The 22,251-nt window shown below is 39.8% G+C and carries 14 protein-coding genes and 1 pseudogene; 1 reads left to right on the forward strand and 14 read right to left on the reverse strand.

What is annotated here, in order from left to right:
• Positions 1-57: 57 nt before the first annotated feature.
• From WAA20_RS11125 to WAA20_RS11190, 14 genes and pseudogenes are all read right to left on the reverse strand, one after another.
• The gene (locus tag WAA20_RS11125) at positions 58-276 is read right to left on the reverse strand and encodes a hypothetical protein (RefSeq protein WP_338800978.1); all 219 of its coding nucleotides are present in this window, start codon (positions 274-276) and stop codon (positions 58-60) included.
• Positions 277-570, reverse strand: a pseudogene (locus WAA20_RS11130) (DUF6431 domain-containing protein); the annotation flags it as partial. It lies immediately after the preceding gene.
• Between the two features lie 368 nt (positions 571-938).
• Positions 939-2,297 (reverse strand): glycoside hydrolase family 5 protein, encoded by a 1,359-nt coding sequence (locus tag WAA20_RS11135; protein WP_073390195.1) that lies wholly within the window; start codon positions 2,295-2,297, stop codon positions 939-941.
• Positions 2,298-2,687: 390 nt separating this feature from the next.
• Complete coding sequence (locus tag WAA20_RS11140) at positions 2,688-4,160, reverse strand: extracellular solute-binding protein (RefSeq protein WP_073390193.1); 1,473 nt, start codon at positions 4,158-4,160, stop codon at positions 2,688-2,690.
• A 423-nt stretch (positions 4,161-4,583) separates the two neighbouring features.
• Positions 4,584-5,585 carry a carbohydrate ABC transporter permease gene (locus WAA20_RS11145; protein ID WP_073390192.1) on the reverse strand — a complete coding sequence of 334 codons (1,002 nt, stop codon included), beginning with the start codon at positions 5,583-5,585 and terminating at the stop codon, positions 4,584-4,586.
• Positions 5,578-6,489 (reverse strand): sugar ABC transporter permease, encoded by a 912-nt coding sequence (locus tag WAA20_RS11150; RefSeq protein WP_242951235.1) that lies wholly within the window; start codon positions 6,487-6,489, stop codon positions 5,578-5,580. Before WAA20_RS11150 ends, WAA20_RS11145 begins: the two co-directional genes overlap by 8 nt.
• Positions 6,490-6,503: 14 nt before the next feature.
• On the reverse strand, positions 6,504-9,098 hold the full coding sequence (locus WAA20_RS11155; RefSeq protein WP_139263867.1) for a DUF5696 domain-containing protein: 2,595 nt from the start codon (positions 9,096-9,098) through the stop codon (positions 6,504-6,506).
• 11 nt (positions 9,099-9,109) lie between these two features.
• Positions 9,110-9,766, reverse strand: coding sequence for a YIP1 family protein (locus WAA20_RS11160; RefSeq protein ID WP_073390189.1), 657 nt, complete (start codon positions 9,764-9,766; stop codon positions 9,110-9,112).
• Between the two features lies 1 nt (position 9,767).
• Positions 9,768-11,285: a hypothetical protein gene (locus WAA20_RS11165; RefSeq protein ID WP_073390188.1), complete on the reverse strand. Its 1,518-nt coding sequence runs from the start codon at positions 11,283-11,285 to the stop codon at positions 9,768-9,770.
• 9 nt (positions 11,286-11,294) lie between these two features.
• Positions 11,295-12,194, reverse strand: a complete 900-nt coding sequence (locus WAA20_RS11170) for a carbohydrate ABC transporter permease (protein ID WP_073390186.1) — start codon at positions 12,192-12,194, stop codon at positions 11,295-11,297.
• A 1-nt stretch (position 12,195) separates the two neighbouring features.
• Positions 12,196-13,134, reverse strand: a complete 939-nt coding sequence (locus WAA20_RS11175) for a carbohydrate ABC transporter permease (RefSeq protein WP_081373983.1) — start codon at positions 13,132-13,134, stop codon at positions 12,196-12,198.
• A gap of 11 nt (positions 13,135-13,145) precedes the next feature.
• Entirely contained in the window at positions 13,146-16,097 is a 2,952-nt protein-coding gene (locus WAA20_RS11180; RefSeq protein ID WP_073390183.1) for an extracellular solute-binding protein, read from the reverse strand.
• Between the two features lie 163 nt (positions 16,098-16,260).
• Positions 16,261-19,281, reverse strand: a complete 3,021-nt coding sequence (locus tag WAA20_RS11185) for a glycosyl hydrolase 115 family protein (protein ID WP_073390181.1) — start codon at positions 19,279-19,281, stop codon at positions 16,261-16,263.
• Between the two features lie 87 nt (positions 19,282-19,368).
• Positions 19,369-20,904, reverse strand: a complete 1,536-nt coding sequence (locus tag WAA20_RS11190) for a glycoside hydrolase family 43 protein (RefSeq protein ID WP_073390180.1) — start codon at positions 20,902-20,904, stop codon at positions 19,369-19,371.
• A gap of 361 nt (positions 20,905-21,265) precedes the next feature.
• Here WAA20_RS11190 and WAA20_RS11195 point away from each other — a divergent pair, with 361 nt between their 5' ends.
• Positions 21,266-22,192, forward strand: a complete 927-nt coding sequence (locus tag WAA20_RS11195) for a helix-turn-helix domain-containing protein (RefSeq protein ID WP_073390178.1) — start codon at positions 21,266-21,268, stop codon at positions 22,190-22,192.
• Positions 22,193-22,251: the final 59 nt, after the last annotated feature.

Genomic DNA, 22,251 nt, shown 5'->3' on the forward strand with positions numbered 1-22,251 from the left:
ATGAGGCAACTATACGAGAACTGATCTTGACACTCAAAACAAAGTGAGTGCAAAGAATTACCAGACAGGGACAAGATAATTACCGCTATTGTAGATGGTGCGGATGATATATCCCAGCCAGTGAGGTTTGACTTCAATTTTTTTGAAAGTACTGAGCAATGATACGCCTGATATCAGGAAGTCATCTCTGTTATCAAGCAGCCTGTATATGGTATTGCGAAGATATCCTTCGGCACGTTCTTTGTTTTCTTTGTACCACAGGATCCATCTTTTCATAGTTTCCTCACAAGGGTAGTCTTCGGAATCCTCATCATCTGATGTAACAATTCCATCTATGACTCCGGTTATTATCTCTGAGTCATAATGTTTATAGGGGACCAGGCAATCCGGCAACTCTGTATGAAAGTCCCCACATCCCAAGCATTGAAGCCTTCGGATGATAAACCACTCTATAATACCACCTTCCTTGCGGTGTATCCGTTTCTTGGAATCTCGGTATTTAAGCTCACCACCACAGTGAGGACACGGTGGTGTGATACCATTGCTCTCAACTAAAAATATTTTCTTTATGGCGGGTAAGGTAGTACTCTGATATAATAATCATGGTTGAAAAACCACGTCCCAGAGTACGCGACTTTCCACGGAGGGTGCTCTGGGACATTCCTTTTTATATACTGTTCTTATGACAGTATACAGAGCAGTTCCGTGTCAAACAAGCAGATCTGTATTATGTTAATTTGAGAGGTCTACAACAATTCACCTGTCTGAGCGAAGCGAGTTTGAATCCCAAAATATATAAAATTCCAGATATTAAGCCATGAGTGTTAGAATTCTTTCATGAATCGTAAATCCTTTATAAACATCCCTGCTCCGGCAAAACCTTTCCAAACCGCCCGGCCCTGCCAAACCTTCATAACCAGCCTGGCCAGGCAAATCCTTTACTCCATTGCGTACTTGCGCATTGCTTCCATGATCTGAGGATATTCGAGTGTTCCATCATCGCGGCGGATGAAGCCGAACAGCTCTCCGTTACCTGTAAATGCTCCGTTATCCCACCAAAGGATCGGCATACCGCAAGATGCAGCCTTAGCAGTATAATATGCAGCCCAGTCAACTCTATCCTGCAAATTTCCATTCTTGTTAACACATCCACATTCACCTATAACTACAGGAATTCCCTGGCTAATATACTTTGTGTATAATTTATCCATGAAATCGTCAATATCCTTATGGCTTGAATAAACACTTGCATCAAAGTTATCAATTCCGGGACTTTCAAGTGCAAAGCTGTAAGGTGTATATGCATGAACAGAAAGGATTATCTTATTATCCGCACTGTCTGTAGGCATTACGAAGCCGTCATTAAGCACACCATCAGGACTTGCGCAATAGCCTGGGCACATAAGATAGCGGTCCTTATTATTACTTCCAGATGCTCTTACAACATCTACAAACTTCTGATTGAGCTCATTGATAACAGAGATAGATTCCTTACAATCTTCATTATTAGGATCGATCCACCACTCATTGTTATGACCTACAAGCCTTGGTTCATTCATTCCCTCAAAGATAAGCTTTTTATCGTAATCTTTAAATCTATCTGCAACCTGTGTCCAAATGCTTTCAATATATTTGAGTGACTGCTCCTTGTGAGCTTCATCAGGATAAAAAGCATTTGCCTCAAGATGATTGTCATGGTGAATGTTAATGATAATATACATATCTTCTTCTACCGCATAATCAACTACTTCCTGTACGCGGTCAAGCCATGCTTCATTAATGTTGTAATTCTCATCAACATGATTGTGCCAGCTTATCGGAATTCTGACTGTATTAAATCCATTATCGTGAATAGCCTTCACATATTCTTTTGTTACCTTGTCATTCCCCCATGCAGTCTCAATTGTCATGTCATCTTTAACATCGGCATCTTTATATGCATCAAATGTATTTCCAATGTTATAACCAATCTTCATATCATGTACAAATGAAAGACTCTCGTTATCCGGAATCTCCTTTGCCGTAATATCAATCTCGGGAACTGTTATATCAGTTGCCATCTCATCATCCTCCTTAGACGGATCAGTTGTATTATCTTCAGTCGATGAAGCATCTCCTGCTTTATCATCCGCAGCCTCTTCACCTGCATTCCCTTTAACATCTGTATCATCATCACTTGCATTAGCATCAGCATTATTAGACGCAGTATCTATAGCGTTATTCTGAGCATTATCCCCACTATTCCCGCATCCAACAAGCGCCGCCACCAACAACAAACTCAAAACCTTCTTCTTCATAAATTCTCCCTAAACCATACTTCTTACAACAAGTCACATTAAGCTTCATCCATCAAAAACTTTGCAAATACCTTGCGGATTCCCGATGGCTGGCAGTTTATAAATGATTTTCGTGTCTTTAAAAGAATTTCCAACTTCAAGAGCTTGATAGATGGAGATTTTTATTCCCGCTTAGGGTTCGATTGTTTGAGCGCAGCGAGTTTTCGAACCCTGGGAATATAAATCTCCAGATATCATGCCTTGAAGTTGAAATTCTTTTATGACACGAAAATCATTTATAAACTGCCAGCCACCGGGAGTCCCCACGCATGCACCTTCTTCCAAAAAAGAGGCGATGCATTTGCACCGCCTCTTAAATTAGACATTATACGGATTGTATAAAAAATCTAATTATTTGTTAGCTTCGTCGATATAAGCCTTCCATGTATCAGCAATTGCTTCTGTAAGAGCTGCAACGTCAGCGTTAGGTCCAATGCTCCATACAAGGTCCTGACCAAGATTAAGGTTAGGAATCATGTCGTGGTAAGCAACTGTACCATGCTCCTGCTCAGACATCATTGTGATTGTCTCATCGATTGCTCTTTCATCAAATACGCCCTGACGAGCTGTTGAAAGGAATCCGTTGTAATCTTCGTAACCAGCAGGTGCTTCTGTGTAAAGGTTGTAAGCAAATGCAATCTTCCAAGCTCTGTCTGCATCATAGCATCCAGGGATACAAGCTGGGTTGTTGCTCCATACGTTTATATAAGTGTCCATCTTAGGTCCCTTAGGGAACATTACGAAACCAACTTCGTCTTCCATATCTGCAAGGAAGTTACCAGGTGTTCCAGCATACTCATCTTCTACCATGAATGCAGCGTGTCCCTGAACGAACTCTTCTTTGTAGTAATCCCACTCAGCGCCTTCAGGATCGTGGTTATCGAACTTGTTGTACATATCAACAGCCCACTCAAGAGCTTCCTGTGTCTCAGGAGACTCAAGGTTGTATGTGTAGTAACCATCATCATCCTTACCAACGTAAGAACCGCCGTTTGAGAATACAGCTGCTGTTGTCATAACACCTTCGTTAAGTGTAAGACCGTAAACATCATCGATACCATCGTTATCTGTATCTCTCTGGCACTTAGCCATAAGTTCTTCGAACTTATCCCATGTCCATGTGCCATCTGCCTGCATGTCATAGATGCTGTCAGGATCTATACCAGCATCCTGAAGGAGTCTCTTGTTGAAGTAAACACCTGTACGAGGCTCAGCGATACCAGCTGACATAGCATAGATTGCATCACCCTTTGAATACTGCTCATGAATAAGGTTCTTTGTGAACTTATCCTGAGTGAAGTCAAGGCAATCAAGAGTAGAAAGGTCATACATAAGACCTGTGCTCATAGCAGAAACGATAGCTGCATCACCTCTAACGATGAATACATAGTTAACATCGTCGCCACCTGTTGTAACATAGTCTACGAAATCCTGAGGTGTTGTTCCCCAGTCAGAGATTGCAACCTGCTTAATCTTGAAGTTGTATGTCTCCTGGATCCACTCACGATACTCGTCGAGAGACTCTTCGTAATCGTTTGAAGGCTCAGCTGGCTCTTCTGGTGACCACCAGTCACGAACTACGATTTCCATACCACCAAGGTCGATAGGGTTTCCATTCTCATCTGTGATGATCTGTGGACCCTCATCCTCAGCTGGTGCATCAGTTGCATCGTTAGATGCCTGTTCCTGTGTTCCTGTTGAATCTCCAGCAGGTGCCTGATCATTATTTCCAGCATCCCCAGAATTGTTACATGCAACAAGTCCTGCTGACATAGCTGTAATTGTTGCTACAGCAATTGCTTTGTTTGCTAACTGCTTTTTCATATTTTTCCTCCTTCATAAGAAAAAATTGTATTATCGATAACCACTGATAAGTGGGCATCTTCGCCTTCTCAATACAAACCTGACAGTCAACCCTAATATCAGACTTCAGGTCGAATTCAAATGTCTATTTAAGACTATTTTATTTAATTATCAAAATATGGAATTTATATAGAACTAGCATACTGACTTGTTCATTATAGATCTAATTACGAATGAGCCAGAAACTAACCCCCTACTTATATTACCAAACATTTCGCACAAAAACCATGAACATATTGAACGATTCTTAGGTAATATTTTCGTCACTGTTACGATTTAAAATTGTTTTTGTTATTAGTAGTTACCAAAAAGATCTTTTGATACTTACATAATTCTTTTTATGTTACTGAAACTATCATTACAATAGTTTCGGTAACAATAACATTACATCTTGATACCTGTAGCACTGATACTCTCAACGAATGCTCTCTGTGCAAAGAGGTAAATAACGATAAGAGGTAAAATGATCATCAATGTTCCAGTAGAAAGGATACAGTTTGAATAAGCAACTGATATAGTTGTCTTAATGCCTGAAATTCTCTGGATATATGCACCAAGTGAATCAACGATTCTTGCAAGTGATGTACTTACAAGTGGTGTTGAACCAAGGAACATCTTGGAATAAAATCCGTCTGTCCACTGCCATACAAATGCAAACAGGAAACAGGATGAAAGGATCGGTTTACTCTGTGGAAGCATGATTCTTAAAAATGTTCTGAGCATTCCGCATCCATCAACGTATGCTGCTTCTTCCATATCTTCAGGTATGTTTCTAAAGAACTGTCTGATCATATAGATATAAAGACCATTCTTAAGTCCCATACAGGTTGCACTCATCAGATAGTAAGGAAGCTTTGAACCACGAAGGTTGATTGCCTCTCCTGTGATCAGTTTAATGATTCCCAGGATATCAAAGAATCTGAAGTGCAGATAAAGTGAGCTGACAATTGTCTGTGGTGGGATAAGGATTACAAGTATTACACAAGCGAACCACAATTTCTTAAGCGGGAACTTGAATCTTGCAAAACCATATCCTACAAGTGTACATACAGCAATCTGTAAGACAGCTATCGTAAGTGATATTATGATCGAATTCATAAGTGCCTTAGGATAGGACATTACGTCTGATGCCATCTTGTAATTGGCTGTTGTAAAATGCTCAGGAATATTAGTAACGATCGGGTTGAACAGATCCTGCTCTGTCATAAAGCTTACAGATATCTTGTTCAGGATTGGCTGAAGAATGAGGAAGCACATTCCGAACAAAAGAATGAATCTGCATACACTTACAACTATTTCGATGACTTTTTTTCTGAGAAGATAGCCACCGGAGAGTCTGTTTCTCTCCCAGAAGCTTGCCTTTCCGACATTCTTTGCATTAGTCATAGTAGTAAACCTCCTTAGAGATCAGGAATGATGAGATTCCTATAAATGCAAGGATAACAAGGAAGTATACCCAAGACATCGCTGAAGCTCTACCATATTGCATCTGATCGATCATTACAGACTGGATTTTCTCAATTACCTTGTTATCAGATCTCATACAGAAATCAACTACTGTGTAAATCCAGTTAACAAGAAACATTGAGCTTATCATAGGGAAAGTGATCTTCCAAAGACTTTCCCACTTTGTACATCCTTCGATATCAGCCGCTTCATACATACTGCTTGAAATTGTCTGAAGTCCTGAAAGGAAGATGATAATCTGAATACCTGATGCTATAGCAACATCATAAATATTATCAATAACTTCGAATACTTTCTCAAAAGCTTTAACACCAACACCGGCTGTTCTAAGAATATTCTCAAGTGCTGCTGTGATACTAACACCGCTTGTTGTCTCTTCGATCTGTGCAGCAAGTGTAGCCATAAGCTGGTTATTGGTCTCAAGTCCAAGGATTACACCTGATGAAAGAATAACCGGAAGGAAGAAAACTGCACGTACAAGAGCTCTTCCCTTGAACTTCTGATTAAGTATAAGTGCTACGAAAAATGAAAATACTATAATCGCCAGTGAATAGACAACCATTCTTCCAAGTTCTTCTACAAGAAGTCTTGTATATTCAGGATCAACCCTGAATGCATACTTTAAGTTTTCAATTCCGTTAAAGGCAAGTGAAAAGTTACCGGATCCAAGACTAACTTCTGAAAAACTCATACGAAGTGACTGAAACAGTGGCTTAACCATAAAGGCAAGGAATCCAATAATAAATGGCGATATAAACAAATATCCGGCAATGGCTTTTCTCTTTTGAAGACCTGCCAGTTTACTCTTTTGCTTCTTCATCATTAAATCCTTTCCGCTTATGATCTTACTACCAGATAATCTCTGGCAGGAATTGTCTGACCATCTGCTGTTGCATCTTCGAAATCATAGTTGACATATACTTTAGTACCATCAGCATAAGTTGTTACAGAAAGTGTGCCTGTAATATTCTGATGATCTACCATTTCCTGATTAAATACATGTCCAAGTTCATTGTTATATCTTGTGTAGTACTCTACCATTCTGTCGCGCCATGCATCGTAATCAGATCCATAGTACTCAGTGTATAATGTCTTCTGCAGTGCAAATGAAGACTCTTTCATAACAGTAAAGGAAAGACCTGCACCATATTCTGCACTGTATAAAAGCTGCTGTACGTCATCACCGCAGATGTTGAGCGGATATCCTGTATAATCTACATAACCGTGTATAGCAAGCTGGTAGAAAGGAATACACTCATCAAGGATTGTGTAATCATTACCACGAAGGTCCATATTTGTAACCATGTTTGCATAAGGAACTGCGTAGTCGTTACCCATATTTACCATCATTTTCTGACCATTATCATTTATTGTCTGGAATCTTGCTACCTGAAGCTTAAGTACTGCCTCTCTGGAGTAAGGCTTCTTAATATAATAATCAGCTGCAAGATCTTTACCATCATCTTCAAATGAAATGCCTGCGCCATAGCCTGCTGCTGCATTTGCAAGATTATCTGCCATCTGTCCTGCAAGCTCAGTGTGAAGAAGGTAATATGACTTTGCTCCTTCTCTCTGAGCATATGTTACTGCACTGTACTGATAAAGCTCTGCTCTTTCTTTGTTGATGAACTTTGCTGCATCTCTGTATGAGAAGAATCCATCAAGGATAGTTGAATTGTATTCGTACTGTGTTACACCGTTTAAGTAAAGGTTGATACCCTGTGCTGTAGCATAATCACTTAAGGCTGTAAGATCCTTTTTACCACCAAGTCCGCCTACAAGGTCAACATCTTTGAGAAGCTTCTGGCTTACACCGCCGTTGCACCAACCGGACATCTTGACCGACATATTGTTAAAGCCCTGTGAATTAAGGTCTTCCAGAATTCCCTGTGCTTCAGCATATGTTGTAAGAGGAAGAGGTCTTGATACAGGAACACCAACGATCTGTTTAACCTTATCAACTGCTCCAAGTATCTCTACTTCTACAGGAGCTTCTGTATCTGTGTTAAGAGTCATATAATCTCCATACTTGTTCTGGAGATATGAACCATAACCCTTAGCCATATCTACGTAGCTGCCTGAATCCACGAATTTGTATCTCTGTGTGAGATTCTCATCGGGAAGTTCTTCAACATATTTATAAATTTCAGAATTAGCGATATCTGCTACTTCATACTGCTCTCTCTGGCAGATACTGTATACAGCATTTACAAAATTATAACTGTTATTCTTGCCTGAGATATCAGCCTGAACAGATGCATATGACTTACCGTCTTCAAGTACACAGATGAATGAATCATCTCCCTGTGAAACACCGAATACACCAAATGATGCTCTTGTGTTATGAACGAGGGCTTTACGTGAAAGGCACATGTCCCAACCGTAAACATTTGCATAATAACTGTTCTGAGTAGTCTTACCATTATTGAAGTTGATGATCGCTCCGCCACCTTCAGGAACCATCATGAATCCCTGATCATCTTTACTACCTGCTCCGAAGAAAGGAAGTACTGTGATGGTATAGATCGGATAATCTGACTTGTACTCAAGTTCCTTAAGTGGAACTTCAACGACAAGCTCATCACCTTCAAGTCTGTAGATAACATTTATATTGAAGATAGGACTATCGGATACTGTCTCAGAAAGATCAAGTTCCTTATCAGCAAGATACTGTTCATATGTATATCCTGCTTCTTCAAAATAATTCTGAAGTGTCTTTTTAACATTATCCTTTGTAGAAGTACGAAGAACGTATATTACGTTAGTCTCTATGATCGGATAGTTAGCAAGAAGTTCATCTTTGTTATCTTTTTTACCAAGATTGTTGATATCATACTTTTTGTAATACTCACCAACGATGTTGAGACCTTCTTTGGACATTGCGCTTGTCCATTTCTCATAATCTTCTTCTGTACATACAGGAGGTATTACAAACTCTTTCTGAACTTTACCAAGTGAATATTTAACTTCGATCTGATCATCCCCTGGTATTACTTCATATATCTTATTCTTTACAGAATAGTTATATGAATCGTATGTAGTCTCAAGACCTGCTTCTGTGTTATATGACATAACAAGTGTTGACTGAAGCTTTGCCTTCTCCTCAGGAAGTGCGATGGTATCATCTTCACTTCCGTCCGGAACTGACTTCCAAACTTTTCCGCTTGATTTAACAAGCAGTTCGAACTGTGTGGTCTCAGGATCCATAGTAAGCTTTAATGAATCATTTTCGATCACTACAGGTCCTTCGATTTCCGTATAAGCATTCGGTTCGATAATCTCAGGTGGGACTTCCGCATTCTGAAAAGTAACAACCGCAAATACAATAGCTCCGATTATAGCCAGGAATATCACAGGAGCGATCATACTCTTGAGAGTTTCTTTTATTGCATTTCGTCTCTCGACCTGTCTTTCTGTCAATTCTTTTTTCATATAAGCTCCCATTACAACCTAAATAGAAATTCTTTACCTAAAGAGATAAAGTAAGCTACACCCTGTGAAATCATACTGAAGAATATCATTAAGATAAAGATCATTACCAGCATTGCGAAAAGTGAGAATACTGTAAATAATATGTTTTTACCAAATGAAAATTCATGTATCTGTCCCATGGCTGTTACTATAAGTATTGCAGCATATACAAGAGAGATTCCACTAAGTACTGTATAGAACTCACGTTCATCTACAGTTACATAATTACTGAATATCATGAGTGGAAGCTGAATAAGCGGATATGGTGTAAGTCCATAGCATGTTGCCATATAAACCTGACCAAGTCTTCCCTTACCATCAAAGAGAGTGGTAAGTCCCCAGTTTCCTACAACCCACAATGCAAGCGGGAAAAGAATACTTGCAATATATAAGAAAATATTTAAATCTTCCCAGTAAACCTGTAAAAATATAAAACTTGTAAAGCGAAGCTTCAGAATACGGATCAAAACTGTAAGAAACAGTATCGTATTCGCTGCAGCCATAGTTCCTCGTTTTTCATGAGTAAGATCCCAGAAACCATCGAGAGGATGTGACATGCAGTACAAGGCAAACTTTAACGAATCCAGGTATTTATTCCTTTTTTCCTTTTGTAATACAACTTGAAGCATATCATCCTCCGTTACGTTTCAATTCATCTAATTCAGCCTTTTCTATTTCCCACTTGATCTTCTTATATCTTTCAATACCAAGCGGAATGAGGAATATAGCCAGTATAACGATTACTATCTGTACAATATGGTCTTCTACCCACTGTTTTCTGTACTGTTTATAGGCTTTGGAGTAGTTTTCATCATCATACTTAAGTTCAAAGTATTCCATAGCACCCTTGTAATCTTTCTGACGAAGAAGTGCTCTACCAATTCCTATGTAAGCAAGATCATAGTTACCATCAAGAGCCATAACCTGACGCCAGGACTGCTCTGATTCTTCATAGAAACCTTTATCAAACTGGTCTATTGCTTCGTAGATCTGCTGACCAAATTCTGTTGGTGTGAAAAGTGTAATAGCACAATCAAGTTCATCGAGTACGAATAAGTCGTAATCCATATGATCGATGGCTACAGGTCTTCTGAAGTAACCATCCATGTTACCATTACCACCAAAAGCGATTACCATATTGCCCTGATCGTCATAAGCAAAGAGTCTTCCTCTGTTCTTATCAAGACATACATAGATGTCATTATCAAAGCAGGTAACATCTGTAAAATAGGAAGCGCCTTCATATCCGCCGCCGTTACCCATATACAGATCACCAATGATAGGCCATTCACCGTTTCTTACGAGAATATCACTACCCATAAGATTCAGCTTTCTTACTACATCAACGCTACCGTTCTTGATATCCTGTGAATCACCTGAGCCGGTAACTGCATATATGAATCCTTCATGATCCATATAGAGGTTGTCATACTGTGTTGGAACAAAGTTCTGCATGAGAGCTCTCTGCTCCTGTGTTGCGAACTTTTTCCAGATATAATCTGTCCAGTCATAGGTAACCGGTGTAGCACCTACGAAACCAGCGAATGTTCCATCATCTTCATACTTAACAAGACCTTTGTTGATACCGGATGCTACGCAGTAAACACGTTCTGCAGAATCGATTGAAAGCTTTGTTGGCTGGAATACAAGAGCCGGATCAAGAGTTTTATCATTAGGCTTTGTAAACTCCATAATGTAGTTAAGATCTTTATCAAGCTTTAGGATTCTTGCATTTCCTGTATCTGCAATGAAGATATTTCCTTCATCTGAGATCTGAATATCAGAGGGAGATACAAAAGTATTGTTATCTGCACCTTTGAATGAATCAATGATCCTTTCAACCTCAAGTGTCTGAGGTGTAGGTCTGTTAATCTCAATTATTCTGTTATTACCTGTATCACAGATGTAGATCTTCTGTCCTACAACTGTAAGGCCCTGTGGAGATTTAAGCATTACATCAAGACCAAGTTCTGATGATGTAAATACCTTACTGCAGGTATATGCATTAGGTGCATCCTGTACATCTCCCCAGTAATCATAAATATATGAGTAACTTCTTTCGGCCGCAGAAGTGGACAGCGGAGCAAGAACTGCTACCGCTACCGCACATGCGCCGGCAAGGATTCTCTTTATTGTCGCTTTTTTCATGTCCCCTCCTTAATCCTTCAAACCAGAACTAGCCATTGTTTCAAGAATCTGGCTTTCTGAAAGAACGAATATAACGATAGGTACAATCATTACAACAACGAGAACCGCTGCACCCTGACCTGTTCTTGCAATACCACCGGCCTGAATCTGCTGAAGTGCATAAACAAGTGTCTTACGCTCTTCTGAGTAGATATATGTTGATGCTCTGTTATTCCAAAGTCCCTGTACTGAGAAGATGATAAGAGTCATCCATGCAGGCTTAACGTTAGGCATTACAATTGTCCAGAATACTCTCCACTCATTAGCTCCATCGATCTTGGCAGCTTCAATAAGTGAAGTTGGAAGACCTTCCATAAACTGCTTCATAAGGAAGAGTCCCATAGGTGATGCGAACGCAGGAATTATGATTGCCCAATATGTATCAATCCATCCGAGCCTGTTCAATATCAGGTAGTTAGGAATCTGTGTAACATAACCTGTGAACATCATCGCAACTGTTATAACTTTAAAGAATGTCTGTCCACCTGGGAAATCATACTTGGCAAGTACAAACGCTGCCATAGATGCTATGATCAGGTGTCCAAAGGTACCTGCAAATGTAATCCATACAGTATTAAACAGGTATCTTGAAAATGTAACCCAGCTCTTACCCATTGTTACGAACAGATCCGAGAAGTTATCAAATGTCGGATTCTGTGGGAATATACGCGGCGGGAACTTGAAAAGTTCATCAAGAGGCTTAAGAGCACTGCTGACCGCATATATAATAGGGAAAGCCATTACTATTGCTACAAATAATAAGAACAGATATAAGAGTATGTCGCCGATAATTGAACGGTTAGGCTTCCTTCTTTTCACTAACGGCTTACGATATTCTTTTTCTTTTACGACTTTTTCCTTTTTCTTCATTTTACGTACCAACTCTTCTCAACAGATTTTGAATTAACTTGTTACAAAGGATCATCATAAGGAACAGAATTGTTGCTATTGCACATGCATAACCCATTTCAAATCTCTGTGAACCGTAGTCAATAAGGTGAGTAACGATTGTGCTGGCTGCATAGTCAGTACTTGGGTTACCGCAAAGAGCAATTGTTACATCAGCAACACCGAATGCCTGTGTGATACTCATAACAGCACCGAACATAAGCATTGGCTTCATGTTAGGAAGTGTGATGTACCAAAGTTCCTGCCATCTGTTCTTTACACCATCCATGTAACCTGCTTCAAACTGTGATTTATCAACACCCTGAAGACCTGCTACGAAGGAAAGGAAGCCTGTTCCCAAACTCATCCACAGGATAACCAGCATACATACCGGCAACATGTACTGTGGATTCATGAACCAAAGAATAGGTGTATCAATTATTCCAAGATTCTGAAGTGCTGCGTTTACATATCCGTATGCATCTCCTCTGAAGAATACAGAGAAGATAACATAACAGTTACCTGCGATTGAAGGTGCATAGAATACTATAACCGCAATTGATCTGACCCATCTTGGAAGTTCATTTATCAGCCATGCAAAAAGGAATGACATGATATAACCAAGAGGTCCTGTTATAACCGCTATCATAAGCGTGTTCTTGACACTGGTAAGGAACACATCATCCTCAAGTATCAATGAAACATAGTTCTGCAATCCCAAAAACCTTGGTGGCTGCAAGATATTATAATAAGTAAAGCTATAATATATTGAAGCAACAACCGGATAGACAAAAAACATTGCGAAAAGAATTGCATATGGTGCAAGGAATGCGTAGCACATTTTTGAAACCTTGGCCTTCTTGACCATGATTACGGCTTCACGCTTCCTCAGCTTAAAATACTTACTGAAAAACTCTCTCATACCGTCTTCTCTCATTCCCCATAAACCGGCAGACCAAATTCTTTTCTCTTCTTGGTCAACTCATCATCAATCTTGATGGAGTAGTCGATTATGGTTTCTCGTGAATCTACCTTTTCGTTAAATACCTTACGTATTGCGTTAGAGATATGTCTACCTGTGTAATATCCACCAGGAACTTCTCTGATACCTCTTGTCTGATCCCACTGTGCATTCAGAACTTCAATATCATCTGCACTCCAGGAAAGATTTGAGAATGCCTCTCTGTTAGCAGTTGCATATCTTGCAGATGCTCCGAGAAGAGCTTCAATCTCTCGACCGAATGTTACCTGAGTTTCAGGCTGTGCCCACCACTTCATGAATTCCCATGACATCTGACGAAGCTGCTCATCTTCTGTCTTGATCATCATTGTTGCAGCACCTGATATAAAGTCTGAACGATCGATATATGTGGTACCATCTTCATTAGTACGAACTGTTCCAGGAATAAGTGTGAAGTCCCAAAGACCTCTTATTTCAGGAGCTGATACCATCAGAGTGTTGTATGTTGAATATGGTGCAATACCAATTGGCATCTCACCGGAACGGAATCTTGAAACAAAGTCATAAACAGTAGGTATACCATAATCATTGAAATACCTTACATAATCTTCAAATGCTTTGATTCCTGCCTCAGTATCAACTGTTGTCTTGTTACCTGCTTCGTTATAAACATCTCCTCCATACTGGAACAGAAGTGAGAAGTACATAGACAGATCGGCTGATGCTGACATGATAGTTGTTGTAGCCTGAGCTGATGAAGATGAACCTGCTGCACTAGGTATACCAACTGAAAGGTTTTTACCCTGAATAGTAGGCATCTCAGCTATAAGCTCGTCCCAAGTGTTTGGAATCTCAAGACCAAGTTCTTCCATAACGTCTTTTCTATAGAACATAACGTTGAAAGTCTGTGTCTCAGGAATACCATAAATGTGACCATCAAGGCTTATCTGCTCATATGAACTTTCTGAATAGTTCGCAAGCACTTCCTGATAATCAGGGAACTGAGTGATATCTTCAGCTGCACCACGGAGTGCGTAGTTAACAGGCTGATCTGCACCTATTGAAAGAACTACGTTAGGTCCTCTTCCTGCAATAACTGCACTTTGAAGAGCGCCCGCATCAACGATTTCTACGTTAACTTTAATTCCGGTACTTGTAGTAAAATCTTCATCGATCATGGACTTAAGGATTGTACCCTGATCTCTACCTGTAAGTACCCATACCTTAACTACATCATCGCCATCACCATAAACATCACCGACTGCGTTGTAATCAACGAAGAAAGAAATTACGAAAGACTTGATCTCATGTCCGATTCGGTCAAGAGCACTTTCTGTATCCTTCTTAGGCGCTGTTCCTGCAGCTGTTACTTCAATATAGTCAATATCAAGCTTAGTCATACTCAGATTAAGAGTAGATGTACCAAGTGATGTGATATTATCTTTGAAAGTAGTAAACTCTGTTGTTATCTTGTTTGGCTTCTCACAGAATCTTTCAAGCTGCTGTGCAATAGTCTGAGCTGTTGCAATTGAGTCAGCTTTCTGACCTGAATAGTCAACCATGTCATCAACTATCTTATAGAGTCTCTTTGACTCAAGTTCCATAGCCTTCATAACTTCAGGATATGTTGTCTCAACATGATAGTCTCTGTACTGGTCAGGTGAAGCGCCTGTGTAAACGAGAATCTTACGATAAATCTGATTCAGTCTGTAAGTAGAATCCTCGATCTCTTCAAGAATAGTTCCAAGCTCTCCAAGAGAAGCTTCAAGTCTTATTGTGTGTGTTCCTTTTGTAAGATAGAAATTATAAGGATTGCCATTCTCATCTGAAAGAGTGATCAGATCCCAGTTATTTGTATAAGGGAAGGAAATCTCTTCCACTTCCTTAAAAGGAATCTCTCCATCAATGTAGAGTGTTCTGTTAGATACATTACCTCTTGAATAGTTCTGTCTACCTTTTACAGTAAGATTGTAAAAACCATCTTCTTCAACAGTAACATCCCATTCGATCCACTGTCCGTTTGTGCTCCATGCCTCACCGCCAACATAGTTGAGAACTGTATGCTTAAGTGACATTGGCTGAGTAGATGGTGAAGATCTGTCATACTTTGCATAAAGTGATGACTCTGATCTTCTGGCTGACTCTTCACCCTGAACTATCTGTGTGTATCCTTCAGACTGATTTGCACTGTTACTTGAATTAGCAGCTGTGTACTCTTCATATGTTGCAAGTTCGAATACGCTTGTGAACTTCAGGTTCTTGATTGCCATCGGCTCATTGACTGCTTCGATCATTACTTCGTTCTCACCTTTGTTAAGGTAGAACTTGTATGGTTCTGCGATGTAACCAAGCTTATCTCTGAAATAAGCACTCTGCCAGCAGTACTCTTCAACCTGCTTAGGTCTTATTTCGTTACCCTGGTTATCAACTCTCTTGTCTCCACCATCAACCCATACTCTTGAAAAAGAAATATTGATGGCATCATCGAACGGGAGTTCTCCGTTGATGTATACTGCTCTTTCAGCAGCAACACCTCTTGATTCAGGGAGATAGTACTCAAGGTAAAGATTGTAGAATCCTTCTTCCGGAGCATTTACTTTGAAAGTAACTTTTGAGTTAAGATCTGTATAAAGAACATTACTCTCACCTTCATAGCTTGCCTCGAACTTAACATCACCCTCTGCTTCATAAGCAGAAAGATCAATGTCAATGTCCTTTTCGGAATCTTTGACTCCCTCATGCTCTAAGAGATATCCGGTATAGCCACCTGTTCGTTCCATACCTTCAACTTCCTGAGTGAGGTCAACTCCTTCGTACTTGTCCCTAAAGTTTTCGACCCTCTTTGTCAGAAACAATGCAGCGATGCCTACTATTGCCAGAACCGCTACAGCCCCGATTGCCAGGCCTTTCTTCCAACTTTTCATATACCTATCTCCTGCATTAGATTTCATAATTAAATTATACTTTCAAGCAGTTACTCAAACTTCCTATTTATTGCGACTACCTTTTCACACATTGCTATGATTTGCCATCCTACACAATACCGTTCAAGGCAAGCCGCATTCCATTCGTCAAAGTGACAAATCATTATTCACTTATTGCTTTTGGACCCAGAAAACCTTTGTGCCATTTGCTCTTTGCATGCTTTACAAGGATTCTTTCAAGAACAATTCCTTCATCAATAAAATCAACATCCAGTCTGCCTGTTCCGATCTTGCAAGGAACTGTTATACTTGCCCTGTGTTCTCCGGCGAATATATCTTTTGACCAAAGGTAATTGGAATTATCTCCTCCAACGAACTCTTTTCCTATAAGATTAAGTTCGTATCTCTTGCCATCCCAGGTAATTCCAAGTCTTAAGGTATTATCCTTTGTAATAGGATTGGAAGGAGCAATGATAAAGGTCAGTTCATAATCACCTTCTTCAACACATCTTATAAGATAAGAAACATCGGTTTTTGAAGCTTTTCCATTTCCAAGCGCCTTTACACCGCATCTGTACTTTCCAAGCGGGCTTATAACCTTAAGTTCTCTATCCTTGTCATCATTAAGCTCGTCATATTCATCAGCTTCAATGGCAAGTCCTATTGAATCGCCAGTGTTGGCAGGTTCTCTTACCTCAGCAAATGCTGACGGGAAGTCTTTTGCATTTATAAATCCTACCCATTCATCAGGAACAACAGGAACCATATGGCTGAGCTTTCTGTCTTTTTCACTGTAACAAGCAACAAGTACAACAACTGTAACTTTCTTGTTAGCGGATGATATCAGAAGACTTCCGCTTACATAATAAGTATCACCCTTGCGGATGACTTTAAGATCATCTTTATTAGAAGAATCAGCTTTGATAAGACTCTCAAGCTTATCTCTGTCTATTGTTACAGTGATCTCTTTTTCGCTGATCTTTTCGTCGATCTGCTCAAAGACTGGAAGTTTTCCTTCAGAATCCTCCACACTTATCCATTCATCATTTGATTCGATCTTATATTCAAGTTCAGCGTTGCCGCCATTCTCGATAAGGAATGTCTGAGAGTTTACTTCAGGTTTAATGTATTCATATAAGAAAAGAGGTTTTCTGGTCCAGTCTCCTCCCATTGAATATGCACCAGTAAGAGGAACCGTAACTATCATTCTGTGCTTATCTGCAGGCCAGATATATGATCTTGAAGGATACATATTCTCTTCTTCGTTCCAGTATCTGAAACCTGTATGCTGTGAAAGCATCATTCCATCCCACTTGCCGCTTTCAATAGAGTGATATGTGCTGATGAGATTCTTCTCAATTCTGTGGCACCTCTCAACTTCCTCTGCATAGAAGTTAGCTGTAACTCTTCCCTGTTTTGCACAAACTCTGTTCTTTTCTGCAGCTATGTTCATTTCATAATGATTAGCTATTACTTTGGCAGGGAAAGTTACAAGTTCAAACAAAGCTGAATCTATAACTTTAAGCCTGTTAGCAAGGATATACATCTCAAGCTCATCGCAGCTTTGCCTTATTTCTTTTGCCTTCTTATATATACGATCCGCTTCTCCATAGTTGAAATTGTGAAGCGTACCAGGATACAGACACTCAGGTTTTCTTATGCTGCTAAGATATGTATATTCATCAAGAAGAGTCTGAATTCTTGCAAGCTCATTCTCCGGAAGATATCCGCCAAACTGCTGTCTTGTCCAGTAGTCAAGGAATCTGATATAAGGCTTTTCAGAATGAACGCTCCACTTTTCATAGTCATAAGCAAGCTCGAAGAAATATGAAAGCGGGAATTCCTGAGGCTTAAGATCGCCAACATTTACGATCCAGATATCTCTTACGCCCTTGTCATATGCTTCACTCATCTGCTCACATACTTTTGGTATATATGTGCTGTTGACCCATTCATAAGAAACAGGATCACCATGATAATCGAAGTGATAGTACATTCCAAAACCGCCGTTATGTGTTTCGCCGTCTTCAGGAAGTCTTCTCATATTGCCCTGGTTGTCTTCGCAAAGCATAAGAGTTATGCCGTCAAGACCGTCCCAGCTTCGAAGTCCTTCAGTATTTACATCACCGAAGTAGTACTTCTCAACTTCCTTATATATAGCAAGCATCATCGGGATCTCATCTGCATTATCGCCATATACCTCTTTGATGAGTTCTTTCTGAGTAAGGATTACTTCTTTAAGATAATCGATGTTCTCTTTTAATGTAGCCTCACGTCCAAGAACCTCGCTGTCTCTTTCGCCTCTCATACCAACAGTGATGATGTTCTCAAATGGAGCATTTCTCTTAAGGCCATCTCTCCAGTAGTTAGTAAGACCTTCTTTATTCTTGTCAAAGTTCCAGGCGTTGCCGTACTTGGAATCTTCACCTCTTACAAGGTCCCACTCTTCACTATGTCTTGAACATGGCTCGTGGTGAGAGTTACTCATTACGATTCCGTATTCATCAGCAAGCTCTGCGCTCTTAAGTCCGGGACCATCAAGTGAGAAATTTGAAGTCCACATTGCAGGCCAGAGGTAGTTACCCTTAAGACGAAGGATAAGTTCAAAGACATTATCGTACATCTGGGCTGTAAATCCGCCATAGTGCTTCATTGTCCAGGTACCAAATGATGGCCATTCGTCATTAATGAAAAGACCTCTGTATTTAACTGAAGGCTGTCTTGAAATAAGTTCATCAGCATCTGTGATAACAAGTTCAGTCTTCTTTGCAGGTCTTACATCTGCCATATTAACCCATGGGGATACGCCCATAAGCTCTGATAGGTGGAAAAGGCCATAGATAGTACCTCTTTTATCACTTCCTGCTATCACAAGTGCAGGCTTATCCTGCCCCGGAACTTCCTTAAGAAGAAAAGCATAAGCTTCTTTTCTACCTTTCAAGGTATCCAGCTCTTCGCTTGTAAGAGGAAGATCAGAAGATACTCCCAAAGTTCCAACATATATACTATTTGAATCATTATCATCTATATCAGTAAATGATTCTGTTTCAGAGAACTCAGGCGTGATACCGAAAACCTTGTTAACATCTTCAGCCACCTTATCCATCACTCTCTTAACACCGCGAAGTGTTTTTGAAGAGTAATAAAAAACAAGTCTGCTTTCGTTATCAATTTTATAGTTCATAACAAACCTCGTATCTCGTGCATTTTAATAAGAAACACGTGAATTCTAATATTTTCGATTCTATTCAAACCGGTTCATTCTCAAATATCATGCTTCGTATTTAAAATTAGTAAATACAGCACTGTTTTCAAGATCTTTGCCACTATCATCAGAAGCATACATTCCGATAGTGCATCCGACAAAGCCTCCCGCGATCTCTGTAGAAAGAGCTCTTATGTCAACTTCATCGAACATTTCTTCTTTATCTCCAAGGATCACACCGGCGCGTGCCTTAAGTCCATCTGCTTCTATCACGAATGTGACAAGAGACTCTGCTGCAGCACTTACAGATGCGAGTTCTTTGTCTTTCTGATCCTGCCTGAAAATCGCTGATACTTTATCTCCACTTGCTTCAACTCTTAAAGAGAAGTCTTCGTTCTGCATAAGAACAAGTCCTTTAGTCACTGCATCAGCTGCGTCATGTTTTACAGTAGCCGTAGCTTTAAATGCATGATTCTGAACTCTCATTCCAAGATATGAAGGATTGGAAACTTCTGTAACAGGAAGCTTTGACGCTTTGATCACCAGACCCTCAGATGAAAGAGTGTATCTTCCTTCCTGTTCGTTTCTAAGAGTCAGGAACTCAGGTCCTATCTCTTTCATAGAAGCGAACTTGTAATCTCTGTTATTTTTAACATCATCTTCCCACTTTACTTCTTCAAGTCCTGTTTCAAGTGTCTGTGTAAGCTTTGCTATACCAGGGTTAACAACCGGCCATCCGTCTTCCCAGATAACCTTTGCAATGAAGGTCTCTCTTCCGATAGTAGTAAAGCCCTCTGTACGTCTTACGCCAAGCATTACCATGAACCAGCCGCCTTCAGGAGTCTCAACCAGATCAGCATGTCCAACATACTGAACAGGATATTTGCTTCCCATATCCCTGTGAGTGATGATAGGATTGTTCAGATTGTTCTCATAAGGTCCGAAAAGAGATTTACTTCTGCAGATTGCTTCACAGTGGTTAGGTCCTGTACCGCCTTCAGCATGCATGATGTAGTAATAATCATCCTTTTTATAAAGGTGGGGTCCTTCAGGCCACTGAATATCCTTCATTGAACCATTCCAAACGTCTGTCTTTTCAGATGCGAACTGGAATGTCTCCTTATCAAGCTCTCCAATATAGATGTGATAATTACCAAAGAACTTCTCTCCTTCAGGATTGGGATGAGTTCCGATATAGTAGCACTTTCCGTCCTCATCAAAGAAGATACTAGGATCTATTCCGTCTGCACCCTTAATGTATATAGGCTCAGACCAGGGACCATTAATATCATCTGCTGTTACGATGAAATTGCCTCCGTGTGAGATATTGGTGCATACAACATAGAATTTTCCCTCATGATACCTTATTGTAGGAGCGAAAAGTCCCTGTGAAAGTCTGGTATCATCAAGCGGAAGTGACTTGTCATCAACCAGTACATTACTGATCTGATGCCAGTTGGCAAGATCCTTGCTATGCATTATCGGAAGACCGGGAAAATACGCAAAAGATGAATTTAGAATATAATAATCATCCCCCGCCCTGACAATAGATGGATCAGGATAAAAGCCCGAAAGAATCGGGTTTGTTGCAACTGCTTTCATAATAATTCCTCTCTTTTCGAAATAAACAAATCATCTTCCTGATAGCAGATACAAAAATCAATCCTGTTCCATTCAGATGATTTATCAATTGTTGCTATTTTTAGCCAAAATCGCTATTTTTCTAGCATGTACAACAATTATAAGTTCCTGATGGTGTCTAAACTTGCCAGATATTGCGCTATCGTATTCAGAATTTGCTTACTTTAAAAAGCAATAATTTTGTTGATATTACGAACCGAAAGTGTCATAGTTTCTCTGACAAAATACAATAATTTCTCATGTTTTTTTCTATAATTCTACATGGTATTATGTATTTTACTGATGAGGTATTAGGTAAAAACACGGGTTTGAGGGGGATTTTATGGCTTTAGCAGTTCAGAAGTTAAATTCCGGAATAAATGTTATAAATAAGGACTTCAGTACCAGAAAACTCAATAAGAATCAGGAGATCGTTCAATATCTAAACGATTCTACTCTTAGGATCTGGTACAATGATCAAAACGATGATTATGAGACTCACTGGCACAATGCTATAGAGATCATCATGCCGGTTGAAGGATGGTATGATGTTACTATCTCAGAGGAGACTTTTCATGTAAATCCAGGTGAGATACTGTTCATTCCTTCCGGTTCACTGCATTCAATACATGCTCCGGAGACAGGCGCAAGATTCGTATTTCTCTTCGATCTTCATTTCCTTGAGAAATTAAACGGCTTCACCTCTATCAGTACTATTCTGGGTAAGCCGATAGTTATAAACAAGGAAGATTATCTTCCTGTATATGACGACATATATGACCTGTTCATCCAGATGAGAACAGAGTATTTCTCAGATAGTGATTTTGCAGATATCGTGATATATTCAAAGCTCCTTGAGCTCTTCTCTCTTATCGGCAAGTACAGGATCTCAGCGATGAAGCTGTCCAGTACCAGGATCTACAAGCAAAAAGAATACATTGATAAGTTCAACGAAGTACTTGAATATATCGATGAGCATTATATGGAGAATCTGTGTCTTGAATCCATCGCTTACAAGGCCGGATTTAGCAAGTTCCACTTCTCAAGACTTTTCAAACAGTATACAAACTTTACTTTTAACGAGTATCTGACTCATAGAAGGATCAAGGCTGCATCCGATCTTCTCGCAAGACCTGATCTGTCCATAACAGAAGTATCACTTGCTGTTGGATTTGCAAGTATATCAACTTTCAACAGAATCTTCAGACAGGTCAACAAGTGTACTCCAAGCGATTACAGACGAAAGCATGACCCGCTTCACAGACTTTAACTAAAAAGGGGCTGTCGCACTAGATGATTTGATCATCTGGGCGAGGCCCCTTTTTCATG

This window comes from Butyrivibrio fibrisolvens (assembly GCF_037113525.1).
Taxonomy (GTDB): domain Bacteria; phylum Bacillota; class Clostridia; order Lachnospirales; family Lachnospiraceae; genus Butyrivibrio; species Butyrivibrio fibrisolvens.